Source organism: Sorangium sp. So ce834 (assembly GCF_051521425.1).
In the GTDB taxonomy this organism is placed as follows: Bacteria; Myxococcota_A; Polyangia; order Polyangiales; family Polyangiaceae; genus Sorangium; species Sorangium cellulosum_D.
Window position 1 is genome coordinate 12,444,616 of the sequence record NZ_CP150351.1, and the last position, 23,004, is coordinate 12,467,619.

General features: G+C 73.3%; 22 protein-coding genes and 2 pseudogenes. 12 read left to right on the plus strand and 12 right to left on the minus strand.

Annotation, left to right across the window (positions count from 1 at the left end):
• Positions 1–47: 47 nt before the first annotated feature.
• From WMF20_RS45810 to WMF20_RS45820, 3 genes and pseudogenes are all read right to left on the minus strand, one after another.
• Positions 48–672 (minus strand): annotated as a pseudogene (locus WMF20_RS45810) (dienelactone hydrolase family protein); the annotation flags it as partial.
• Positions 633–1,145: a phosphoribosyltransferase family protein gene (locus WMF20_RS45815; protein WP_437608060.1), complete on the minus strand. Its 513-nt coding sequence runs from the start codon at positions 1,143–1,145 to the stop codon at positions 633–635. The pseudogene WMF20_RS45810 and the gene WMF20_RS45815, both read right to left, overlap by 40 nt.
• A 50-nt stretch (positions 1,146–1,195) precedes the next feature.
• A complete protein-coding gene (locus WMF20_RS45820) occupies positions 1,196–1,705 on the minus strand; it encodes a CBS domain-containing protein (RefSeq protein WP_437608061.1) in 510 nt (169 codons plus the stop codon).
• Between the two features lie 261 nt (positions 1,706–1,966).
• Between WMF20_RS45820 and WMF20_RS45825 the strand changes: the two genes are divergently transcribed.
• From WMF20_RS45825 to WMF20_RS45850, 6 genes are all read left to right on the plus strand, one after another.
• On the plus strand, positions 1,967–2,926 hold the full coding sequence (locus WMF20_RS45825) for a ribose-phosphate diphosphokinase (protein WP_437608062.1): 960 nt from the start codon (positions 1,967–1,969) through the stop codon (positions 2,924–2,926).
• A gap of 153 nt (positions 2,927–3,079) precedes the next feature.
• Positions 3,080–4,060, plus strand: a complete 981-nt coding sequence (gene pdhA, locus WMF20_RS45830; RefSeq protein WP_437608063.1) for a pyruvate dehydrogenase (acetyl-transferring) E1 component subunit alpha — start codon at positions 3,080–3,082, stop codon at positions 4,058–4,060.
• A gap of 19 nt (positions 4,061–4,079) precedes the next feature.
• Positions 4,080–6,647 (plus strand): magnesium-translocating P-type ATPase, encoded by a 2,568-nt coding sequence (mgtA, locus tag WMF20_RS45835; protein WP_437608064.1) that lies wholly within the window; start codon positions 4,080–4,082, stop codon positions 6,645–6,647.
• Between the two features lie 250 nt (positions 6,648–6,897).
• Positions 6,898–7,884 carry an alpha-ketoacid dehydrogenase subunit beta gene (locus tag WMF20_RS45840; RefSeq protein WP_437608065.1) on the plus strand — a complete coding sequence of 329 codons (987 nt, stop codon included), beginning with the start codon at positions 6,898–6,900 and terminating at the stop codon, positions 7,882–7,884.
• The gene (locus WMF20_RS45845) at positions 7,877–9,091 is read left to right on the plus strand and encodes a dihydrolipoamide acetyltransferase family protein (RefSeq protein ID WP_437608066.1); all 1,215 of its coding nucleotides are present in this window, start codon (positions 7,877–7,879) and stop codon (positions 9,089–9,091) included. Before WMF20_RS45840 ends, WMF20_RS45845 begins: the two co-directional genes overlap by 8 nt.
• 3 nt (positions 9,092–9,094) lie before the next feature.
• Positions 9,095–9,352: an acyl carrier protein gene (locus WMF20_RS45850; protein WP_437608067.1), complete on the plus strand. Its 258-nt coding sequence runs from the start codon at positions 9,095–9,097 to the stop codon at positions 9,350–9,352.
• A gap of 2 nt (positions 9,353–9,354) precedes the next feature.
• On the opposite strand, the gene WMF20_RS45855 is transcribed toward WMF20_RS45850, so the two are convergent.
• The 9 genes and pseudogenes from WMF20_RS45855 to WMF20_RS45895 form a co-directional block, all read right to left on the minus strand.
• Positions 9,355–9,633, minus strand: coding sequence for an AtpZ/AtpI family protein (locus tag WMF20_RS45855; RefSeq protein ID WP_437617231.1), 279 nt, complete (start codon positions 9,631–9,633; stop codon positions 9,355–9,357).
• A 50-nt stretch (positions 9,634–9,683) separates the two neighbouring features.
• Positions 9,684–10,115: a F0F1 ATP synthase subunit epsilon gene (locus WMF20_RS45860; RefSeq protein ID WP_437617232.1), complete on the minus strand. Its 432-nt coding sequence runs from the start codon at positions 10,113–10,115 to the stop codon at positions 9,684–9,686.
• Positions 10,006–11,530, minus strand: a pseudogene (gene atpD / locus WMF20_RS45865) (F0F1 ATP synthase subunit beta); the annotation flags it as partial. The pseudogene atpD and the gene WMF20_RS45860, both read right to left, overlap by 110 nt.
• 2 nt (positions 11,531–11,532) lie before the next feature.
• Positions 11,533–12,405 (minus strand): F0F1 ATP synthase subunit gamma, encoded by an 873-nt coding sequence (locus WMF20_RS45870; protein WP_437608068.1) that lies wholly within the window; start codon positions 12,403–12,405, stop codon positions 11,533–11,535.
• A 1-nt stretch (position 12,406) separates the two neighbouring features.
• On the minus strand, positions 12,407–13,942 hold the full coding sequence (locus WMF20_RS45875; RefSeq protein ID WP_437608069.1) for a F0F1 ATP synthase subunit alpha: 1,536 nt from the start codon (positions 13,940–13,942) through the stop codon (positions 12,407–12,409).
• On the minus strand, positions 13,929–14,681 hold the full coding sequence (gene atpF / locus WMF20_RS45880; RefSeq protein ID WP_437608070.1) for a F0F1 ATP synthase subunit B: 753 nt from the start codon (positions 14,679–14,681) through the stop codon (positions 13,929–13,931). Before atpF ends, WMF20_RS45875 begins: the two co-directional genes overlap by 14 nt.
• Before the next feature lie 3 nt (positions 14,682–14,684).
• Positions 14,685–14,927 (minus strand): F0F1 ATP synthase subunit C, encoded by a 243-nt coding sequence (locus tag WMF20_RS45885; RefSeq protein ID WP_437608071.1) that lies wholly within the window; start codon positions 14,925–14,927, stop codon positions 14,685–14,687.
• Positions 14,924–15,601 carry a F0F1 ATP synthase subunit A gene (gene atpB / locus WMF20_RS45890; protein ID WP_437608072.1) on the minus strand — a complete coding sequence of 226 codons (678 nt, stop codon included), beginning with the start codon at positions 15,599–15,601 and terminating at the stop codon, positions 14,924–14,926. The genes WMF20_RS45885 and atpB overlap by 4 nt, the downstream gene beginning before the upstream one ends.
• A complete protein-coding gene (locus tag WMF20_RS45895) occupies positions 15,598–15,879 on the minus strand; it encodes an N-ATPase subunit AtpR (protein ID WP_437608073.1) in 282 nt (93 codons plus the stop codon). The genes atpB and WMF20_RS45895 overlap by 4 nt, the downstream gene beginning before the upstream one ends.
• A 242-nt stretch (positions 15,880–16,121) precedes the next feature.
• Between WMF20_RS45895 and acsA the strand changes: the two genes are divergently transcribed.
• The 6 genes from acsA to phoU all read left to right on the plus strand — a co-directional run bounded on the left by acsA (position 16,122) and on the right by phoU (position 22,940).
• Positions 16,122–17,900, plus strand: a complete 1,779-nt coding sequence (acsA, locus tag WMF20_RS45900; RefSeq protein ID WP_437617233.1) for an acetate--CoA ligase — start codon at positions 16,122–16,124, stop codon at positions 17,898–17,900.
• Between the two features lie 236 nt (positions 17,901–18,136).
• A complete protein-coding gene (locus tag WMF20_RS45905; protein WP_437617234.1) occupies positions 18,137–18,895 on the plus strand; it encodes a phosphate ABC transporter substrate-binding protein in 759 nt (252 codons plus the stop codon).
• Positions 18,892–20,685 (plus strand): phosphate ABC transporter permease subunit PstC, encoded by a 1,794-nt coding sequence (pstC, locus tag WMF20_RS45910; protein ID WP_437608074.1) that lies wholly within the window; start codon positions 18,892–18,894, stop codon positions 20,683–20,685. Before WMF20_RS45905 ends, pstC begins: the two co-directional genes overlap by 4 nt.
• The gene (locus WMF20_RS45915) at positions 20,682–21,482 is read left to right on the plus strand and encodes a phosphate ABC transporter ATP-binding protein (protein WP_437608075.1); all 801 of its coding nucleotides are present in this window, start codon (positions 20,682–20,684) and stop codon (positions 21,480–21,482) included. Before pstC ends, WMF20_RS45915 begins: the two co-directional genes overlap by 4 nt.
• Positions 21,483–21,490: 8 nt before the next feature.
• Complete coding sequence (locus WMF20_RS45920; RefSeq protein WP_437608076.1) at positions 21,491–22,246, plus strand: phosphate ABC transporter ATP-binding protein; 756 nt, start codon at positions 21,491–21,493, stop codon at positions 22,244–22,246.
• Positions 22,239–22,940 carry a phosphate signaling complex protein PhoU gene (phoU, locus tag WMF20_RS45925; RefSeq protein ID WP_437608077.1) on the plus strand — a complete coding sequence of 234 codons (702 nt, stop codon included), beginning with the start codon at positions 22,239–22,241 and terminating at the stop codon, positions 22,938–22,940. Before WMF20_RS45920 ends, phoU begins: the two co-directional genes overlap by 8 nt.
• Positions 22,941–23,004: the final 64 nt, after the last annotated feature.

The window sequence follows — 23,004 nt, forward strand, 5'->3', positions numbered from 1 at the left end:
ACGGGCGGGGGGCGGGCGCAGCTACGCGGTCGCCTTGAGCTCCCGGGGCGAAGGTAGCGAACGAACCACGCGCTGGCCGCGCGGGCGACCTCTTCCAGCGTCCCGGGCTCCTCGAACAGGTGCGTCGCTCCCTCCACGATCGCGAGCTGTCGCGGTCCGTGGAGGTGCTCGAGCGCCTGCCGGTTGAGCGCGAGCACCTCGATGTCCTCGCCCCCGACGAGGAGCAGCGTGGGCGCGCGGACCTGCTCGAGGTACGCGCCGGCGAGGGCGGGGCGCCCGCCCCGCGACACCACGGCGTCCGCGAGATCCGGGCGCTCCGCCGCAGCGATCAGCGCGGCCGCGGCGCCGGTGCTCGCGCCGAAGTAGCCGAGCCGCAGCGCGCTCGTCTCGGGCAGCTCGCGCGTGGCCAGGGCCGCGCCCAGGACCCGCCCTGCGAGGAGCTCGACGTCGAACCGGAGGTGGCCTGTCCGCTCATCCGCCGCCTCTTCCTCGCCGGTTGAGGAGATCGAAGAGCAGCGTGGCGAGCCCGGCGCCCTGGAGCACCTCGGCGACGAACCGGTTGCGCGGGCTATGCCGGCTGCTGCCGCTCCCGTGGGCGAACAGGACCAGGCCCGTCGCCCCGGCGGGGATCGTCAGGCTGCCTTCCAGGCGCGCGCCGTCGTCGATCTCGATCGCGACGGGGAGCTCGTCTCCCGGCGGGCCTTCCGGCTCTTCCTCGGCTTCCGCGCCCGCGCCGCCGCCGCGCGCCCGCTCGAGCAGCTCCACGACATCGTCGTCCGTGGTCTGGCTGAAGTCCCGGTAATAGGCGCTGCACGCGGGCCTCGACCTCGGCGGCCTTGCGGTCCACGATCTCCGCGACCTCCTCTTGGGGGACGCCGAGCTCCGCCAGCACGTCCTCGTTGAGGTCTCGTTGAGGTACACCTCTCCCCCTCCGAGATGGCGCCCAGGCCCAGCTCTTCGTACCCCGGAGCGCCGATCTTGCGCACCACCCAGACGTCGAGCGGCGCCTTGAGCGCCCGAGCGACCTCGTAGGCGACCGGGACGCCGCCGCGCGGGAGCCCGAGGACCACGGGCGCCTCGTCGCGGTAACGCCTCAGCGCGAAGGCCAGGCGGCGCCCTGCATCAACGCGATCTCGAAACAGCATGAAGCCCCTCCTCCGGTCGCGTGCCGACCGTGACCCCCTCGCCCCGGCCCTCAGATCCTCTTCTGCGCTTCCCGCCGCTGCTGCCTCGCGAGCAGCGCGCTCAGCTCGGAGAGCTCGCCCGAGAGGAACTCGAGGAGATCGTCGAAGGCGATGATTCCCTGGAGCACCCCCTCGTCGTTCACCACCGGCACGCGTCGGATGCCCTCGGCGCGCATCCGCCCGAGGGTGTCCAGCAGGCTCTCCTGCTCCCGCGCTGTGACCAGCGGCTCGGTCGCGACATCCGCCACCTGGAGAGACTCCAGGTATGAGCTCGCGATCGCCACCACGCCGACCACGATGTCGCGGTCGGTGATGATGCCGGTGGGCACGGTCCTCCCGGCGGACTCGTCGACGATGACCAGGCTGCCGACGTGATGCGCCCGCATGCGGCGCGCGGCCTCCAGCACGGTGTCGGTCTTGCCGATGGTGACGACGCGCCGATTGCAGAGCTCCCCCACGGTGGTCATGGCTTCCTCCCAGCGCAGGCTCCATGGGGCCGGCGTCAGGTCCGAGAAGTCCATCGCCGCAAGGTCATGTAACCCGGTTCGGCCGGGTCGCCGCGCGGGTCGCCTGGGGATGAGCCCGTGCGCCGTGGCGCCTGCGAGCCGGATCGATGGGCGGCTGGTCGCCTGCACGCCGTGCAGCTCTCCGCCGGTACGATCGTTGCCGGGATCATGCCTCGTCGCACAGGTGTGCTGAACGCCAGCGGATCGCCGCCGTCCGCGGAGGCATCGACACCCTGGCCGAGGAGCTCGGACGCCAGGCGGCGTAGCGGAGCAGCCATGGAGATCTGCCTCTTCGCGGGCAACGCCAACCTTCCTCTCGCGCAGGCCGTCGCGGAGCGCCTCGGCGTCGGCCTGGGCGACGCCCTGGTGCGCCGCTTCGCGGACGGCGAGCTTCACGTGCAGATCCGGGAGACCGTGCGAGGGCGGGACGTGTATCTCCTCCAGCCGACGAGCCCACCGGTCGACGAGCACATCCTCGAGCTCTTGTTCCTCGCGGATGCATGTCGCCGCGCAGGGGCTTCGCGCATGACGGCCGTCGTGCCGTATTTCGGCTATGCCCGCCACGACCGCCGCGCCTCGGGGAGGGAGCCGGTAGGGGCCCGGCTCGTCGCCGATCTCTTCGGGACAGCGGGCCTCTCGCGCGTGGTGGCCGTCGACCTCCACAGCGCCGCGCTCGAAGGGTTCTTCTCCGTCCCGCTCGAGCACCTGAGCGCCGCGCCGCTGCTCCTGGAGGCAGCGAGGCCCTGGGTCTCCGAACGCAGCGTCATCGTGGCGCCGGACCTGGGCGCCGCGAAGCTCGCGGATCGCCATGCGCGGCTCCTCCGCTTGCCGGTCGCCGTCGTACACAAGACCCGCCTGAGCGGCGAGGACGTCAGCGTGCACGCGATCACGGGCGAGGTCCGGGGGCGGTCGCCCCTCCTCGTCGACGACATGATCAGCACCGGCGGGACGATCGAGGCCGCCGTGAACGCCTTGCTCTCGGCGGGCTGCGCGCCGGACATCGCCGTCGTCGCGACCCACGCCCTCTTCGTCGGCCCGGCGGTGATCCAGCTCCCCGCCCTCCCGGTGCTCCGCTACTTCGTGACGAACAGCGTCGCCGCCGCCGCGTGCCCAGCGCTCCCGATCGAGCTCGTCCGGCTGGAGGGGCTCCTGGCCGAGGCGATCCGGCTGCTCCATGACGGCCGGTCGCTGGAGGCGCTGCTCGCGCACGGCGCGGCCGCGAGCCCTCCACGCTGACCCGGCACCCGAGCGGGAGGACCCATGAGCGGCGTCACGGGCCGCAACGCCCGCGCCGGTACGATCGTTGCCCGAACCACGCCTCATGGTGGAGGTGTGCTGGATCGAGGCGCCCGGGCCGATCAGGAGGCTGCGTCGCTCGAGGGAGCCCTCATGAGCCCGCTCGGGATCCCTCCCGCGGAGGCGCTCGCCGTCCTCCGGGGGATGCTGCTCATCCGCCGCTTCGAGGAGCGGTGCGCCGAGCTGTACACGCTCCAGAAGATCCGCGGCTTCCTCCACCTGTACATCGGTGAAGAGGCGGTCGTGGTCGGGGCGATGCGGGCGCTCGAGGACGACGACGCCGTGGTCGCCGCCTACCGCGAGCACGGCCATGCGCTGCTGCGCGGGGTCTCGCCCGCCGCGGCGATGGCCGAGATGTACGGCAAGGCGACGGGCTGCGCCCGCGGCCGCGGCGGGTCGATGCACCTGTTCTGCGCGGAGCGGCGCTTCTACGGCGGCTATGCCATCGTGGCCGGCGGCCTGCCCATCGCGGTGGGGCTCGCGCTCTCGGACAAGCTCGCCGGCCGGCGGCGGGTCACCGCGGTGTTCTTCGGCGACGGCGCGACCGACGAGGGGGAGTTCCACGAGTCGCTGAACCTCGCCGCGCTCTGGAGCCTGCCGGTGCTCTTCCTCTGCGAGGACAACCAGTACGCCATGGGGACCGCGCTCGCGCGCCACGCCGCGAACCCGCGGCTCATCGACATCCCCGCGGCCCATCACGTGCCGGCCGAGCAGGTCGACGGCATGGATGTGCTCGCGGTGGAGCAGGCCACGCGGCGAGCGGCAGCGTCCGTCAGGGAGGCGGCCGGCCCCCGCTTCCTCGAGCTCCTGACGTACCGCTTCCGCGCGCACTCGATGTACGACGCCGAGCGATACCGGGACAGGAGCGAGGTGGCCGCCTGGCGGAAGCGCGACCCCATCGACCTGTTCGTCGCGCGGCTGCGCGCCGAGGGGCACCTCGACGACGGCGCGCTCGCCCGGATCGAGGGCGAGGTCGCGGCCGAGGTCGCGGCGGCCGTGAGGGCCGCGGAGGAGGCGCCGCTCGAGCCGGTGGAGGACCTGACCCGCTTCGTCTACGCCCGGGAGGTGACGTGACGAGGGATGGCGTCGGCGCATGGAGGCGAACGCGCCAGGGCTCTCGGGCCTGTCCCTCGCGGATCTGCTCGAGCGGCTCGGGACCTCACCGCGCGGGCTGACGAGCGGGGAGGCGCGGCGGCGGCTCGCGCAGCTCGGGCCCAACGAGCCCGCGGCCACCACGAGGCGCGGGGCGGCCGTCGTCCAGGGGTTGCGCCGCGTCGCGAACCCGCTCGTGAGCATCCTCCTGCTCGCCAGCCTGGTGTCGGCGGCCCTCGGCGATCTGATGAACGCGGCGGTCGTCGTGGTCATCGTGGCGCTGAGCGTCGCGATCGAGTGGGCGCAGACGCGGCGATCCCACCGCGCGGCCGAGCGGCTCCGGGCGAAGGTCGCGCCCACCGCGACCACGCTACGGGACGGGGTGTTCCGCGAGATCCCGCGGCGCGAGGTGGTGCCGGGCGACGTCCTCCGGCTCGCCGCGGGCGACCTGGTCCCCGCCGACGCGCGCCTGCTGACGGCCAAGGACCTGCACGTGCACCAGGCCGCGCTCACCGGCGAGCCGCTGCCCGCCGAGAAGATCCCCGACCCTGGACCCTCGACGGCGAAGAGCCCGGTCGAGATGACCCAGACGGTGTTCCTCGGGTCATCCGTGGTGAGCGGCGCCGCGACCGCGGTCGTGTTCGCGACGGGCGTCGACACCGCCTTCGGCGGCGTCGCCCGCGCCCTCGCGACCCGCCCTCCGCAGACCGAGTTCGAGCGGGGGATGGCGCAGTTCGGGGCTTTCATCCTCCGGCTGGTGCTCTTCCTCGTGCTCCTGGTCGTCGCGCTCACCGCGGCGCTCCGGCGCGATCCGCTCGAGTCGCTCCTCTTCGCGGTGGCCCTGGCCGTGGGGCTCACGCCCGAGTTCCTGCCGATGATCACCACCGTCACCCTCGCGCAGGGCGCGGTGCGGCTCGCGCGCGAGCGGGTGATCGTCACGAGCCTCTCGGCCATCCAGAACTTCGGCAGCATCGACGTCCTCTGCAGCGACAAGACCGGGACGCTCACCACAGGCGAGATGGAGCTCGAGGTCCACGTGGACCCGCTCGGCGGGTCCGCGGAGAGGCCGTTCCTCCTCGCGTACCTGAACAGCTACTTCGAGAGCGGCGTGGACAACCCCGTCGACGCGGCCGTGCTCCGTCGATCCACCGTGAGCCCGCTCGACGCGGCGGTGCTGCGCCACGAGCACCCCGACATCAACGGCTTCCACAAGCTCGACGAGCTGCCGTTCGACTTCGAGCGGCGCCGCGTGAGCGTGGTGGCGGAGCGCGATGGCGAGCGGCTGCTCGTGACCAAGGGCGCGCCCGAGAGCATCTTCGCGATCGCGACCGCGTACGAGGTGGGCGGCGAGGTGCGGCCGCTCGACGACGGCGCCCGCGCGCGATGCGAGGCGACGCTCCATGAGCTCGGCCGGCAGGGCTATCGGGTGCTCGCGGTCGCCTACCGCGGCGTCCCGGCCAGGCCGGCGTACGGGCGCGACGACGAGGCGGATCTCACGCTCGCGGGGCTGCTCGCGTTCGTCGATCCGCCGCTGCCCGACGCCGCCGAGAGCGTGGGCGCGCTCCGTGAGGAAGGGGTCGACGTGAAGATCCTGACGGGCGACGGCGAGCTCGTCGCCGCGCACGTCTGCCAGCAGGTCGGCCTCGATCCTGGCGAGATCGTCCTCGGCGGCGCGATCGACCGCCTCGACGACGCGTCGCTCTCGCATCTCGCCGAGCGCACCCGCGTGTTCGCGCGCGTCTCGCCGGCGCAGAAGAACCGAATCATCCGCGCGCTCAAGGCCCGCGGCCACGTGGTCGGCTACGTCGGCGACGGCATCAACGACGCGCCGTCGCTGCACACCGCCGACGTCGGGATCTCCGTCGCCGGCGCCGTCGACGTGGCCAGGGACGCCGCGCAGATCGTGCTGCTCGACCGCAGGCTCGACGTGCTGCGCTCCGGCATCGTGGAGGGGCGGAAGGCCTTCGGCAACGTGATGAAGTACCTGCTCATGGGGACGAGCTCGAACTTCGGCAACATGTTCAGCATGGCCGGGGCCTCGGTGCTCCTCCCCTTCTTGCCGATGCTGCCCGCGCAGATCCTCTTGAACAACTTCCTTTACGATCTCGCGCAGATCACGATCCCCACGGACAACGTCGACGCGAGCTTCGTCCGGAAGCCGCGGCGGTGGAACATCGCCATGATCCGCCGCTTCATGATGGTGATCGGGCCGATCAGCTCCGCGTACGATTTCGTCACCTTCTACGCGCTGATCCACGTGTTCCACGCGCCGGCCCCGCTCTTCCGCACCGGCTGGTTCGTCGAGTCGCTGGCCACGCAGACGCTGGTGATCTTCGTGATCCGGACGATGGGCAGCGCCTTCAAGAGCTCTCCGAGCCGCGCGCTCACGGCGACGACGCTCGGCGTCGTGGCCATGGCCCTCGCGCTGCCGTACAGCCCGTTCGCCGCGCTGCTCGGCTTCGTGCCGCTGCCGCCCGGCTTCTTCCTGTTCCTCGCGGGCGCGACGCTGACCTACCTCGCCATCGTCGAGGCGGTCAAACGCGCGCTGATGCGGCGGATGTTCGCGTGAGCAGCCTGGCGGCGTCTCTACCGCTCATCGGCTGACGTCCGGCCGCGCTGGTCCGCTGAGCGCGCGGCGCCGAGCAGGCCAGCTTCTGGCGCCTCGGCGCCGGTACGCTCGTTGCTCGACCTGGTCCCTCGAGCCTGGATGTGATGATGGGAGGCACGGGGCCAGAGCACGCAGACGCGCAGTACAGCGGGGCCCGTCCCGCCGGCCCCGGACCTGACCCGCGCCGTCCGCGCCCGGGAGGTGGCGTGACGTGAAGCGGACGGCGACCTACCGCGAGGCGGTCCGCTCCGGGCTGCGCGAGGCGCTCCGGCGCGAGCCGCGGGCCTTCCTGATGGGCGAGGACGTGGGCCGCTACGGCGGCGCCTACGCGTGCAGCGCCGGCCTGCTCGAGGAGTTCGGCCCGGAGCGGGTCCGCGACACGCCGCTCGCCGAGTCGACCTTCGTCGGCGCCGGCATCGGCGCCGCCCTCGGCGGGGCGCGCCCGATCGTCGAGGTGATGACGGTCAACTTCAGCCTGCTCGCGCTCGACCAGATCGTGAACAACGCGGCGGCGCTCCGGCACATGTCCGGCGGCCAGTTCTCGATCCCGCTCGTCGTGCGCATGGCCACGGGCGGCGGACGCCAGCTCGCCGCGCAGCACTCGCACAGCCTCGAGAACTGGTACGCGCACGTGCCCGGGCTCAAGGCCCTCGCGCCCGCGACGGTGCAGGACGCGCGCGACATGCTGCTCGCCGGGCTCGACGATCCGGACCCGGTGGTCGTCTTCGAGCACCAGTACCTGTACCCGATGGAGGGCGAGCTCGACGACGAGGCGCCCCCCGCCGCCCCGTGGCGCGCGGAGGTGCGGCGCGCGGGCCGCGACGTGAGCCTCGTCGCGCACGGCGGCTCGGTCCCGAAGGCGCTCGCCGCGGCCGAGCAGCTCGCGGGGCGCGGGGTCGAGGCCGAGGTGCTGGACCTCCGGTGCCTGCGGCCGCTCGACGAGGGGGCGATCCTCGCCACCGTCCGGCGGACGCACCGCGCCGTGCTCATCGACGAGGGGTGGCGGAGCGGGAGCCTCGCCGCCGAGGTGAGCGCGCGCATCATGGAGGGCGCGTTCTACGAGCTCGACGCGCCGGTCGCGCGGGTGTGCAGCGCCGAGGTGCCGATCCCCTACGCGCGCCACCTCGAGGAGGCGGCGCTGCCGCAGGTCCCGCGCATCGTCGCCGCCGTGGAGAGGACGGTGAGGCGCGATGGCTGAGTTCCTGATGCCCTCGCTCGGCGCGGACATGGAGGCCGGGACGCTGGTGAAGTGGCGCCGCGCGATGGGGGACCGCGTCGCGCGCGACGACGTGATCGCCGAGGTCGAGACGGAGAAAGGGATCGTGGAGGTCGAGGTGTTCACGAGCGGCCTCATCGAGCGCCTCCTCGTGGAGCCCGGGCAGAAGGTGCCCGTCGGGACGCCGCTGGCCGTGATCCGCGAGGAGGGCGAGGCGGGCGCGCCCCCACGCGCCGCGCCCGTCGCGCCCGTCGCGCCCGTCGCGCCCGTCGCGCCCGCGCCGCCGTCCCCTCCCCCGGCGGGCACCGCGGCGCCACACGAGGCCGCGCCGCCGCCGCCCGCGGCCCTCGCGCAGGGGCCGCGCGTGTCCCCCCGCGCGAGGCGGCGGGCGCAGGAGCTCGGGGTCGACCTCGCGCGGGTCCGGGGGACGGGACCGGATGGCGCCGTCGAGACCGTGGATGTCGAGCGGGCGGCGGCGACCGGCACGAAGAAGCCGGCGTCGGCCGACGCGGTCATGAAGGACGCGGCGGCGCGCATGCGCCGGGCGATCGCGGCGGCGATGGCCCGCTCGAAGCGCGAAGCGCCGCACTTCTATCTCGGCACGACCATCGATGTCGGCGCGGCGATGTCGTGGATCGAGCGGGAGAACGCGGCGCGCAGCGTGGCCGAGCGGCTCCTGCCGGGCGCGCTCCTCCTCAAGGCGGCGGCGCTCGCCCTGCGCGACGTCCCCGAGCTGAACGCCCGCTGGCAGGGGGACGAGGCGCCGCCCGCCCCGAGGATCCACCTCGGCGTGGCGGTGTCGCTCCGGGGCGGCGGGCTCGTGGCACCAGCGCTGCACGACGCGGACCGGCTGCCGCTCGCCGAGCTGATGGCCGCCTTGAAGGACCTGGTCCAGCGCGCCCGGGCCGGGACGCTCCGGAGCTCCGAGATGAGCGACCCCACGATCACCGTCACGAGCCTCGGGGAGCGCGGCGTGGAGACGGTCTTTCCCGTCATCTTTCCGCCGCAGGTGGCCATCGTCGGGTTCGGCAAGATCGCCGAGCGGCCGTGGGTCGTCGAGGGGCGTGTGGTGCCGCGGCCCGTCGTGAGCGCGACGCTCGCCGCGGACCACCGGGTGACGGACGGCCACCGGGCTGCCGCCTACCTCGCGTCGCTCGACGCGCTCCTGCAACGACCGGAGGGGCTCTGATCGATGGACAAGGGGGAGATCGAGGCCGTCGTGCGCCGGGAGCTCCAGCGCATCGCGCCGGAGGCGGACGCCGAGGCGCTGGATCCGGACGGCGACGTCCGCGAGGAGCTCGACATCGACTCGATGGATCTCCTGCGCTTCGTGACGGCCCTCGACGCGGAGCTCGGCGTGAGCGTGCCCGAGTCGGACTACCGGCGGATCGCCACGGTCCGCGGGTGCACCGACTACCTGGCGGAGAAGCTCGGGCAGCGGGCGGCGTAGCGTCAGCCGTGCCCGCGGTCGCCGCGCCGGAGCTGGCGCGCGACGTACCGCCACGCGCTCGAGCAGCCGAGCGAGAGCCCGAGCAGACCGAGGCCGGCCCGGAGCACGAGGCCCGTCCGGAAGCGCGCGTCGAGCCAGCTCCCCACGAAGAGCCCGAGCAGCGCCGGCAGCACCACGAGCCAGCCGAGGCCGACCAGGGACAGCGCGAGCCCCAGCGGTCGCCCCCGCTCCGACACCCAGCGCCTGCGCCGCTCGCCGAACCGGACGACGCCCTCGTGCAAGGCGTCGCGCTCCGTCGGCGCACGCCCCGGTCCCGCGCTTCCAGGGGAGGTCACCGCGGCTCCAGCGGAGGGATCCCGTGGCGCGGCCGTGCGATCCGCAGGTGGTCGGCCACCCTGCACAGCAGCGCTCCCTCGAGGCGGCGCAGGCCGCGGGCGGCCTCCTCCTCGGCGGCGGCCGCGCGGCGATAGCGGACGAGCACGTCGCGCTCGAGCTGGTCCAGGTCGTCGCCCGCGATCGCCTCGCGGGTGAGGACCTCGACCGCCCGCCGCTCGCGGACGGTCAGCACACCGCCGCGCACCGCCACGAAGCGCTCGCGCGCTGCCTCGTCCCGGTACACGAGCACCGAGACGACGAGCACGGTGAGCAAGTCCGCGTGCCCCGGGAGGATCCCGAAGGAGCCCGTCGGGTCCTCGGCGCGGACGTGACGGACCGGCTCCACGTCCGCGATCAGCGCGGTCGGCGTCACGATCGTGAGCCTCACGATCCGCTCACCCGCGCGCGCGCCTCGTCGAGCGTGCCCACCATGTACAGCGCGCTCTCCGGCCAGTCGTCGCACTCTCCGGCGAGGATCGCGTCGCACCCCCGGATGCACTCGGCGACCTCGACCGTCGCGCCCGCGCGCCCCGTGAACGGCTGGGTCACGACGAACGGCTGCGTGAGGAACCGCTGGAGGCGCCGCGCCCGCGCGACCGTGCGCCGGTCCTCCGGCGAGAGCTCCTCGATCCCGAGCATCGCGATGATGTCGGCGAGCTCCCGGTACTCGGCGAGCGTGCGGCGGACCAGCGCGCCGGTCCGGTAATGGCCCGCGCCGACGACGAGCGGATCCATCAAGATCGAGCTCGAGGCCAGGGGGTCGATCGCCGGATAGATCCCCTCGCTCGACAGCTTGCGCGAGAGCACGATCGCCGCGTCGAGGTGCGTGAGGATCTGCGCGACCGCCGGATCGGTCATGTCGTCGGCGGGGACGTACACGGCCTGGATCGACGTCATGGAGGCGCCCGCGGTGGAGGCGATCCGCTCCTCGATCCCGGCGATCTCCGTCGCGAGCGTGGGCTGGTAGCCCACGCGGGAGGGCAGGCGCCCGAGGAGACCGGAGACCTCGCTGCCGGCCTGGACGAAGCGGAAGATGTTGTCGATGAGCAGCAGCACGTCCTGCCCGCGCTCGTCGCGGAAGAACTCGGCGTGCGCGAGCGCCGTCATCCCGACGCGGAAGCGCGCCCCCGGCGGCTCGTTCATCTGGCCGAAGACCAGCACCGTCCGGTCGAGCACCCCCGAGGAGCGCATCTCGAGCCAGAGCTCGTTCCCCTCGCGCGATCGCTCGCCGATGCCCGCGAAGACCGCGACGCCGCGCTGCCCCGAGATCGTGCTCCGGATGAGCTCCATCAAGAGCACCGTCTTGCCGACCCCGGCCCCGCCGAAGAGCCCTGCCTTGCCCCCGCGCGCGAGCGGCGCGAGCAGATCGATCACCTTGATGCCCGTGGGGTACGCCTCGCGCGCCCGCACCTCGGCCTCGAGCGGCGGCGCCGGGCGGGAGATCGGGCGGCGCGGGGTGTCCGGCGGAAAGGGGCCGCGCCGATCGAGCGGATCACCGAGGACGTCGACCAGCCGGCCCAGCGCGGCCTCTCCCACGGGCACCGTGATCGGCGCCCCGACGGCCGTGACGCGCGCCCCGCGCCCGAGGCCCCCGGTGAACGCGAGGGCCACCGTCCGCACGTGCTCGGGATCGAGCTGCTGCTGCACCTCGAGCACGAGGCGGCGGCCGCCGAGCTCGAGCGTCAGCGCCTCGCCGGTGCGCGGGAGCGCACCGGCAGGGAACGCGACGTCCACCACCGATCCCCGCACCCTGCACACCGCGCCCTCGGCCCGCCCCGCGCCCGGCCCGCCGTCGCCCGCCATCGTCACCCCTCCGCCTCCTCGCGCAGCGGCTCCGCGCCGGCCGCGATCTCGAGGATCTCGCTCGTGATCGCCTCCTGCCGCGCGGTGCGCTCCGCGCGCGAGAGCTCGTCGAGCTCATCCCGCAGGCTGCGCGCCGACGCCTCCATGGCCGCGAGGCGCGCCGCGTGCTCGCACGCGAACGCCTCGCCGAGCGCCCAGACCACCTGGGCCAGGCAGTGCTCCTCGATGATCCGCGCGACGAGCGCGGCCGCCGGCAGCGTGCGCAGCGGGGGCTCGCCCGGCGCCGCCTCCGCCCCGGGCCCGCGCTCCGGCGGGAAGAGCCGGAGCGCCTGAGGCCCCCACCCGAGCACGCCGGCGCGCCGCGCGAACACCAGATCGACGCAGGCGATCGCGCCGCCGGCGATCGCGCCGAACAGGTCCCGCGTGAGCCGATCCGCGGCCGGACCGACGCCCGAGACCGTCGACGGCAGCGGGCCCCCAAAAAGCGCGACGACGCCGCGGTCGCGGCAGAGCCGGAGCCCCCGCGTGCCCAGCGCAGCGAGCTCGACCGGCCCCGGAGCGCCGCGGGCGACGCGGAGCGCCGCGTCGAGCAGCCGCTCGTTGAGCGCGCCGACGAACCCGTGCTCCGAGAAGAGGACCACGACGCGCCGCGCGCCGGCGGCCTCCTCGAGGGGCGCGCTCCCCTCCTCCGCGGCGAGCAGCTCGATCGCCTGGCCGAGCGCGGCCCGCGTCGCCGCGGCGTAACGCTCGAACCCCACGCAGGCGTCGCTGGCCTGCCGCCTGCGAGACGCCGCGACCGAGCGCATCGCGTCGACCACCTTCGCCGCCTGCGAGAGCGTGCGGATCCGCGCCGCGAGCTCAGCCGCGTCCGTCACCTCACCCCTCGCCCCCTCGGGCGCCGACCTCGGCCACCATCGCGGCGAGCGCGTCGCGGAGCGCGCGGCGCTCCTCCGGCGTGGGCTCGATGCCCGCCTCGAGCCGCGAGAGCGTCGCGGGACACCGGGCTGCGAGCCCGCGGTCGAGCGCGTCGCGGAGCGCGTCGATCGCCGAAACCGGGAGCGGGTCGAGCAAGCCCTCCTGGAGCGCCGTCAGCAAGGCGATCTGCCGTCCCGCCGAGAGGGGGCGGTGCAGCGGCTGCGCCATCGCCGCGCGCGCCCTTCGACCGCGCTCGATCGCTCGCCTCGTGGCTTCGTCCGCGCCCCCGCCGACGCGGGCGAACAGCTCGAGCTCCAGGAACTGGGCGTACTCGAGCCGGAGGCTCTCCGCGACCGCGCGCATCGCGGGCGTCTGCGTCTTGCCGCCGACGCGGGACACGCTCCTGCCGACGTCGATCGCGGGCTTCCACCCCTCGTTGTAGAGGCGCGGGTCGAGGAAGATCTGCCCGTCGGTGATCGAGATGAGGTTGGTCGGGATGTAGGCGCTCAGGTTGCTGGCCTGCGTCTCGGCGATGGGCAGCATGGTCAGCGAGCCGCCGCCGAGCGCCGCGGTCAGCCTCGCGGCCCGCTCGAGCAGCCGCGAGTGCAGGTAGAACACGTCGCCCGGGAACGCCTCGCGCCCCGCGGGCTGGCGCAGCAAGAGCGAGATCTGCCGGTGCACGAGGGCGTGGCTCGTGAGGTCGTCGAGGACGAGCAACGCGTGCCCGCCGCGCTCGACGAAGTGCTCCGCCATGGCGCAGGCCGCATAGGGGGTGAGCCACTGGAGCCCGGCGGCGGCGTCCGGCGCGGCGACGACGCAGGTGGTCCGCTCCCTCGGGCCGTAGCGGCGAACGGCGTCGATCGCCGCGCCGACCGAGGACGAGGTCTGGCCGATCGCCGCATAGACGCAGACGACATCGGTCTCCCGCTGGCTCAGGATCACGTCGACCGCGATCGCGGTCTTCCCGGTGCCGCGGTCGCCGATGATGAGCTCGCGCTGGCCGCGCCCGAGCGGGAGCATCGCGTCGATGAGGAGGATCCCCGTGAAGAGCGGCTCGGCCACCGGGTCGCGATCGACGATGGACGGCGCCCGGCGCTCGATCGGCGCGCGGGAGACCGCCGCCCCGCCGAGCGGGCCGCCCCCGTCGATCGGCTCCCCGAGCGGGTCGACGACGCGCCCGAGCAGCGCCTCCCCGACCGGCACCTCGATCACCGTGCCCGTCCCCCGGACGGCGGAGCCCGCGGTGATGCCCCTGTCCGGACCGAGCAGCACGCAGCCGATGGCGCCGGGATCGAGCGCCACCGTGAGGCCGCGCGTGCCGCCGTCGAAGACGAGGACCTCGTCGAGCTGCGCGTACGGCAATCCGCTGACGGTCGCGATGCCGTCGGCCACGCGGAGCACGCGCCCGATCTCCCGGGACTCCGGTCCGAGTGGAAGGGCGCGCGCGCGCTCCCTCGCTCGCCCCACCCAGCCGCCCAGGTCCTCAGCAAGCCCCATCGCGCACCTCGAGGGCGGCGGCGATCCGCTCGAGCCACGCCCGGTAGCTGAGCTGCCACACCCCGTGGGGGAAGCGCAGCTCGAGGCCCGCGACCATCGACGGATCGACCTGGAACACCGGAGCCACAGGGCACGCCGCGAGCCCCGAGAGCCACGCGCGGACCCGCTGCTCCGCGTCCTTCTCGAGCGGGCTCGCCGAGACCACCTCCACGCGCGCCTCGTCGAGCTGGTCGAGCTGCCGGGCGACGAGCCGCCGCTGCTCCGGCTCGTCCAGGGTCTGCATGGCCCGGGCGACCAGGAGGGCGTCCTGCCCCGCCGACGCCTCGCGGAGCAGCCTCTCCGCGATCGCGATCGCGAGCTCGGTCGCCTGCGCCTCGAGGTCGTGGAGCGCCCGCGCCCGCTCCTCCGCGAGCTCGGCCCGGGCCTGCTCGATCAGGCCGCGCGCCTTCTGCTCCGCCTCCTCCCGGATGCGCTGCGCCTCCGCGTCGGCGCGGCGCCGCGACGCCTCGAGCTCGCGGCGCCCCTCGTCGGCGAGCGCCGCGAGCCTGGCCTGCGCCTCCTGCTCGGCCCGCTGCGCCCGCGCGCGCTCCTCGCCCGCGTCGCCGAGGAGCGCCGCGACCTCCCGCTGCCGCGCCTCGACGACCCTGGCCACCGGCTTCCACAAAAAGCGCTGGAGGAGCCAGGCGAGGACGAGGAAGTTGACCGTCTGCAGCGCGATGTTCCAGGCGGAGACGTGCATGGCTCAGCGCACGAACGGGTTGGCGAAGAGCAGGACGAGCGCGACCACGAGGCAATAGATCGCCGTGGCCTCGATCATCGCGAGGCCGACGAACAGGGTCCGCGCGATCGTCGTGCTGGCCTCGGGCTGGCGGGCGATCGCCTCCATGGCGGCGACGATCGCGCGGCCCTCGGCGAACGCCGGCCCGACGGCGCCGGCGCTGACCGCGAGCACGGCGCCGAGGATGCTCAGGCCCTCCGCGCTCACGCGGCCCTCCCGTCGACCTGCTCCTCGATCGCCGCGCCGACGTAGACGGCCGCGAGCACGGTGAAGATGTACGACTGGACGATCCCCACGAACAGCGCGAACGCCATGATGGGGACGGGGACGAGGAAGCCGGCCACCGAGACGACCACGGCGAGCACGAGCCCGTGGCTCATGATGTTCCCGAGCAGGCGCATCATCAGGGAGAAGGTCCGGGTCGCCTGCGAGAGGAGGTGGATCGGCGCGAGCAGCGGGCTCGGCTCAAGGAAGTGCTTGAGATAGCCGAGCGCGCCGTGTGCCCGGACGCCGTAGCCCGCGACGGAGAAGAAGACGATGAGCGCGAGGGCGAGCGGCGTCTCGATGTGCTCGGTCGGCGCATGGACCATGGGGAGCACGCCGGCGCAGTTGGCGGCGACGAGGAAGAGGAAGAGCGTGCCGAGGAGCGGCAGGTAGGGCGCAGGATCCCGCCGGAGGATGGCGCGGACCTGATCGCCGATGGCGGTAACGACGACCTCGATGGCGGACTGAACCCTGCCTGGCCTCACGGACAGCCGCCGCCCGAGCAGGGCGCCCGCGCCCCCGAGCGCCGCCGTGATGGCGAAGCTCGTGAGCGTGGTCTCCGTGACGGGCACCGGACCGAGGTGGAAGAGGGCGGGATCGGCGAGGGGCGAGCTCATGTGCCCCTGTTCCCCATCGATCGCCGGCACGCCAGCGCGACCGCGCAGGCCGCAGCCTGGACGAGCGCGAACCCCGCCGCGACGGGCAGGAGGGCGCGGCCATCGAGGCGCGCGATCGCGGTGAGCGCCGAGAGCAGCAGGATCCACCGCCCGGCGTGCAGCAGCAGCGCCCGCGCGGCGGCGCCCTCGGCCAGGTGCCGGCGGACGGAGTGGGCGAGGGCGCCGAAGAAGGCTGCCGCGAGCGACGCGCCGACCAGGGACCAGATGAGAGGCGACATGCCGTTCTCCTTGCACTCCGGGCCGCCCGCTCCGCGCGCCGGCGGCGTGTCGGACCAAGCGGGATCAATAAGAGAGCAGCGCCCGATCGAAAGGCATGATCCCGCGTGTGCGTCCGCTGCGCGAGCAGCGCGCGGAGCGGCCGTGACCGCCTGGATCACGTGGGCCCTTTCTCGCCACGTCGGCGTCGAGGGCAAGAGCCCGCGCCGGTACGGTCGTTGCGTGCCGGTCGGGGGAGGCGATGATGCAGGCGCCCGGGCAGATCAAGAAGCTTCGCGGCGCGGGGGAGCCGCCGCCGAACCTCGCCGACTACGCGGAGGCGCGCCGCCGCTTCTCATGGGCAGCGGCGCGCGCCGAGCTGACCGGGCTGCCAGGCGGACAGGGGCTCAACATGGCCTACGAGGCCGTGGACCGCCACGCCGCGGGCGCCCGCAGGGATCGCGTCGCGATCCGCTGGCTCGGCAAGGACGGAGCGCGGGTGGACGTCCGCTACGGCGAGCTGGCCGCGCTCACGGCCCGCTTCGCCGGTGCGCTCGCCGGCCTGGGGGTCCGGCCGGGAGATCGCGTCTACACGTTGCTCGGCAGGACGCCGGAGCTCTACGTCGCCGCGCTCGGCGCGCTCAGGCACCGGGCGATCTTCTGTCCCCTGTTCTCGGCCTTCGGCCCCGATCCGCTGCGCGCGCGGATGAGCATCGGCGAGGCGCGCGTGCTCGTGACCACGTCGCGGCTCTACGCGCGCAAGGTCGCGCCGATCCGCGGCGACATGCCGTGGCTCGAGCACGTGATCCTCGTGGACGGCGAGGCGCCGGGGACGCTCTCGTACCGGAGGCTGCTCGACGAGGCGCCCGCCGCGACGCAGATCCCGCCGACGGATCCGGAGGCGCCGGCCCTGCTGCATTTCACGAGCGGGACGACAGGCACGCCGAAGGGCGCGCTCCACGTCCACGCGGCGGTGGTGATGCACCACGTGACCGGAAGGCTCGCCCTCGACCTCCACCCGGACGACATCTTCTGGTGCACGGCGGACCCCGGATGGGTGACAGGGACGTCCTACGGCATCCTCGCGCCGCTGACGAACGGCGTGACCATGGTCGTCGACGAGGCCGACTTCGACGCCGAGCGCTGGTACGAGATCCTCGAGCGAGAGCGCGTCACGGTCTGGTACACCGCGCCCACCGCGATCCGGATGCTCATGAAAGCCGGCGTGGAGCCGCTCCGCGCCCGCGATCTCGGCGCGCTGCGCTTCATGGCCAGCGTGGGCGAGCCCCTGAACCCGGACGCGGTGCTCTGGAGCAACGAGGTGCTCGGCCGCCCCTTCCACGACGGCTGGTGGCAGACCGAGACGGGGGGCATCATGATCGCCAACCTCGCCTCCATGGATGTCCGCCCTGGATCCATGGGGCGCCCGCTGCCAGGCGTGGAGGCGGCGATCGTCCGCCGCAGCCCCGATGGCGGCGTCGAGGTGATCGAGGAGCCCGACGTGGAGGGGGAGATCGCGCTGCGGCCCGGCTGGCCGTCGATGTTTCGCGCCTACTGGAACAACCCCGAGCGTTACGCGAAGTGCTTCGCGGGCGGCTGGTACCTGAGCGGCGATGTCGCCCGGCGGGACGAGGACGGATATTACTGGTTCGTCGGACGCGACGACGACGTCATCAAGAGCGCCGGGCACCTCATCGGTCCCTTCGAGGTGGAGAGCACGCTGCTCATGCACCCCTTCGTGGCCGAGGCCGCCGTGATCGGGCGGCCGGATCCGATCGCCGGCGAGATCGTCAAGGCGATCGTCGCGCTGAGGCCCGGGCACGCCCCGTCCCCGGACATCGAGCGGGAGCTCATCGGCTTCGCGCGCAAGCGCCTCGGGCCAGCGGTCGCGCCGCGCGAGATCGCCTTCGCCGGCTCGGTGCCGCGGACGCGCAGCGGCAAGATCATGCGGCGGCTGCTCCGGGCGCGCGAGCTCGGTCTGCCCGAGGGCGACCTGTCCACGCTCGAAGCGGGGCCGGACAAGGCCGGGGAGGCGGAGCCGTGAGCGCCCTGCGGACACGACCCGTCTCTTTGGCCGGCCGCGCAGGTTGGCTCAGCCGCGCGCCGCGTCCGCGCTCGCGGTGAGCCCGGCCGCTGGGCTCGCCGCGCCCGGCGAGCCCAACCCCGTGCACCTCGGCGCCGGTACGGTCGTTGCTCGACCCGGTGTCCTCGGAGCCGGATGTGATCCCTGGAGGCGTTCGGTCCGTTGGCGCTGCGCTCCGCCTCTGGCTCACCGTGCTGGTGCTCGGGTCTGCGTGCGGCCGCGAGAGGGCATCAGGGCTCACGCTGGCCGGCTCGACGTCGCTGCAGCCCTTTGCCGAGAGATGGGCCGAGGCTTACGGCGCGACACACGCTGGCGCGACGATTCACGTCCAGGGCGGCGGCTCCACGGCGGGCATCCAGGCGGTCGAGAGCGGAACAGCGCAGATCGGGATGAGCTCGCGCGCTCTCTTGCCGGACGAGGCCACCAGGGTGCGCGGGATCGTCGTGGCCCGCGACGGGATCGCCGTCGTGGTGAACCCGGAGAACCGCATCGGCGACATGGAGCTCGACGAGGTGCGCAGGATCTACGCAGGTGAAATCACCCGCTGGGCCGGCCATGGCGGCAAGGGCCGGAAGATCACCGTCATCACGCGCGAAGAGGGCTCGGGGACGCGTGGCGCGTTCGAGGGGCTGGTCATGGAGGGCAGGAGGATCACGAGCGCTGCGCTCGTGCAGGACTCGACAGGAGCGGTGCGGCAGATGGTGGCGAGCGATCCTGCGTCGATCGGTTACATCTCGCTCGACCTCGTCGACGCCTCCGTGAAGCCGCTCCGGATCGACGGCGTCGAGCCCACCGAAGCGGCGATCGACGCCGGGAGATACCGCCTCGTGCGTCCGTTTCTCTTCGTGATCAAGGGCGAGCCGACCGGCGAGGCCAGGGCCTTCATCGACTGGATCAGGGGCCCGGAGGGACAGGCGCTGACGCGCAAGGAAGGCCTCTTGCCGCCGGCGCCATGAGCTCCGACATGCTCGCCCGGCGGGTCTTGATGCTGATCGCGACGAGCAGCGTCGGGTTCCTCGCGCTCATGACCGTGTTCGTCTTCCGCGAGGGGGCGCCGTTCATCGCCCGGATCGGCCTCTTCAGCTTCCTGTCGGCCGACTGGCACCCCACGGCCGGTATCTACGGCATCGCGCTCATGATCGTCGGCTCGGCGGTGGTCACGCTCGGCGCGCTGCTCCTCGGCGTGCCGCTCGGCCTCGCCTGCGCGATCGTGCTCGCGGAGATGGCGCGCCCGCGCCTGCGTGCCCTCCTCAAGCCCGCGATCGAGGTCCTGGCCGGCATCCCGTCGGTGGTTTACGGCTTCATGGGCATCGTCGCGCTGCTGCCCTGGATCCGGGTCCACCTCGGCGGCGCGGGCGCGTCCGCCCTCGCCGGTGCGGTGATCCTCGGCATCATGATCCTGCCGACCATCATCGGCATTTCGGTGGACGTCCTCTGCGCGGTGCCGCGCGCCTACCGCGAGGGGGCGCTCGCGCTCGGCGCGACGGAGTGGCAGACGATCGTGCGCGTCGTCCTGCCGGCGGCGCGCTCCGGCCTCGTGGCCGCGGTGATCCTCGGGATGGGGCGCGCCGTCGGGGAGACCATGGCGGTCATCATGGTCGCGGGCAACTCCGTGCAGATGCCGCGCTCGCCGCTCGACTCGGTGCGCACGCTGACCGCCAACATCGCCCTCGAGATGGGTTACGCGGCCGGCGAGCACCGCGCCGCGCTGTTCGCGACCGGGGTCGTGCTCTTCGTCATCATCATGGCCCTCAACACCGCCGCCAGCCTCGCGCGAGGGCGCAAGAGGGCGCGCTCGCGCTGGCGCCCGATGAGCGCGACGATCGAGCGCCTCGCGGCCTTTCGCGCGGCGCGCTGGGCAGCCGCCCGAGGACCGGACGGCGCGAGAGCCAGCGCCAGGCCACGGAAGGTGCCCCCTCGAACCGTCCAGGCGGCCGCGCGCGTGCTCCTCTGGTCGATGATGGCCGCGACCCTCCTCGTCCTGCTCGTCATCGTCGGGTTCGTGCTCGAGCGCGGGGTTCCCCACCTCTCGTGGACGTTCCTGTCGGCCGCGCCGAGCGACAGCGGCCGCGGCGGCGGCGTCTTTCCCATGTTCGTCGGCACGCTGGCCGTCACCAGCCTCGCCGTGCTGCTCGCGACGCCCCTCGGCCTCGGCACCGCCATCTTCCTGACCGAGTATACGCGGGAAGGTCGCCTCACGCGCCTCCTCCGCTTCGGCGCGGAGTGCCTGGCCGGCGTGCCGTCGATCCTCTTCGGCCTCTTTGGATTCGTCTTCTTCGTCGTCACGCTCGGCCTCGGCTGGTCCATCCTGGCGGCCGGCTTCACCCTGGCGTTCATGATCCTCCCGACGGTGATCCGGACGTCGGAGGAGGCGATCAAGGCGGTGCCGCGCGTCCACCGCGAGGTCTCGCTCTCGCTGGGCGCGAGCAAGTGGCAGACGATCGTGCGCGTCGTGCTCCCGTCGGCCATCCCGGGCATCGTGACGGGCATCCTCCTCGGCGTCGGACGGTCGATCAGCGAGACAGCGGCGGTGATCTTCACGGCAGGATCGAGCCTGCCGCGCGCCGCGCCCACGTCGCTCTTCGACGGGACACGCACGCTCTCGGTCCACTTCTACCAGCTTGCGCGCGAGGCCATCTCGGCGCAAAACGCGTACGCGACGGCCGCGCTGCTCGTCCTCTCGATCCTGGCGATCGACGTGGCCGCGTATGCGCTCATGGACCGTTTCATGAGGCGCTACCGATGACAGCCCCGGAGAGACCGGCGGCGCTGCGCCGCGACGCTCCTGCGGGCTCGAAGATCGAGCTCCGCGACCTCAGCATCGGCTTCGGCGGTCCTCTCGTGGTGCGCCGTGTCAACGTGGCGGTCCCGGCGAACACGATATACGCCTTCATCGGGCCGTCGGGCAGCGGCAAGACGACCCTCTTGCGCACCATCAACCTGCTCTCGATCGAGGTCGACGGCGCGCGGGTCCAGGGCGAGATCCGCCTCGACGGGACCGACGTGCTCGGCCGAGGCGTGAGCCCGGTGGCCATCCGCCGCAGGGTCGGGATGGTGTTCGCCACGCCGCAGCCGCTCCCCCGGTCGATCTACGAGAACCTCGCCTTCGGTCCGCGGCTCGCCGGCGTCCGGCGGCGCGCCGAGCTCGACGAGATCGTCGAGACGAGCCTCCGGGCGGCGCAGCTCTGGGACGAGGTGAAGGATCGCCTGCGCGGGTCGGCGCTCGCCCTGTCCGGCGGGCAGCAGCAGCGCCTGTGCATCGCGCGGACGCTCGCCCTGGGGCCCGAGGTGGTCCTCCTCGACGAGCCGTGCTCCGGCCTCGATCCGGTGTCCACCTTGAAGATCGAGCAGGCGATGGAGTCGCTGAGATCGCGCATCACCTGGATCGTCGTCACCAACAACACGAAGCAGGCGGCGCGCGTGAGCGAGAGGACGGCCTTCTTCTTGCTCGGTGAGCTCGTGGAGGACGGGCCGACGGCGCGCATCTTCACGGCTCCGACCGATCGACGGACGGCCGACTACATCGAAGGGCGCTTCGGCTAGGACCGGGCATGGCTGCACCCGCGAAGCTCCGCGCCGAGGGCCTGAGCGTTTATTACGGCACATTTCGAGCGCTGAAGGACATTTGTCTGTCCGTCACCGAGCGGCGCATCACCGCCCTCATCGGGCCGTCCGGTTGCGGGAAGTCCACGCTGCTCAGGGCCTTCAACCGGATGAACGATCTCGTCCCCGGCCATCGCGCCCTGGGCACCGTCCTGCTCGACGGCCGGCCGCTCCAGACTTACGACCTCGACTCCCTGCGAAAGCGCGTCGGAATGGTCTTCCAGCGGCCGAACCCGTTCCCCCTCTCGGTGCACGACAACATCGCGTTCGGCCCGCGGATCCACGCCCTCGCCTCGGGCGCCGGCCTGTCGGCGCTCGTCGAGAGGAGCCTCGCCGCGGTGGGCCTCTGGGAGGCCTTGAGAGACCGGCTGGGCGAGCCCGCGCTCGCGCTGACCAGCGAGCAGCAGCAGCGGCTCTGCCTCGCGCGGGTCCTCGCGGTCGAGCCCGAGGTGCTGCTCATGGATGAGCCGTGCTCGGCGCTCGATCCGATCGCCACCCTGCACGTCGAGGGTCTCATGCGAGAGCTCGCTCAGCGCTACACGATCGTCCTCGTGACCCACAACATGCAGCAGGCCGCCCGCGCCTCGGACGAGACCGGCTTCATGCTGCTGGGAGAGCTCGTCGAGGTGGCGCCGACCCGAGAGATCTTCACGCGGCCCCGGGACCCGCGCACCGACGACTACATCTCGGGGCGTTATGGCTGAATCGAGGAGCGACTCGGTCCCTGGGCACGCCCATATCTACCGGGCGTTCGACCGCGAGCTCGCGGCGCTCAAGCGCCATCTCCGCGAGATGGGCGAGCTGGTCGAGGCGCAGATCGCCGACGCCACGAGGGCGCTCGTGGAGCGCGACCCCGCCGCGGCGGCGCGGGTCATCGAGGCGGACCGCCTGGTCAACGCCCGCGAGCTCGCCATCGACGACGAGTGCATCAGGATGATCGCCCTCCGGCAGCCGGCGGGATCGGATCTCCGCTTCATCGCGGCGTCGCTCAAGATCGTGACGGACCTCGAGCGCATCGGGGATCTCGCGGTGAACATGGCGGAGCGCGTGGTGGCGCTCTCCAGCGAGCCCCCGACGCGGGCGGCCCTCGCGCTGCCGCGAATGTCGGCCAAGGCGCAGCGGATGCTGCGCGACGCGCTGGAGGCGTTCCTCACCCAGGACGTCGCGAAGGCCGAGCGCGTGCTCGCCGCGGACGCGGACGTGGATCGGATGCTGGTGGACGTGTTCGACGAGCTCCGCGGAGAGGCGCGGCGACAGCCGGGCATCGTCGATCAGTGCGTGTCGATGATGTTCTTCGCGAAGCACGTGGAGAGGCTCGCCGACCACGCGACCAACCTCGCCGAGATGGTCGTGTTCCTCGTCCGGGGCGAGGACGTCCGGCACGCGACGCGGCGATGAACAGCCCGTCGGTCCCACTCGCCTGCTCGCCTTGGCGCGCGGCCGGGGAGCGGAGGAGCACCCG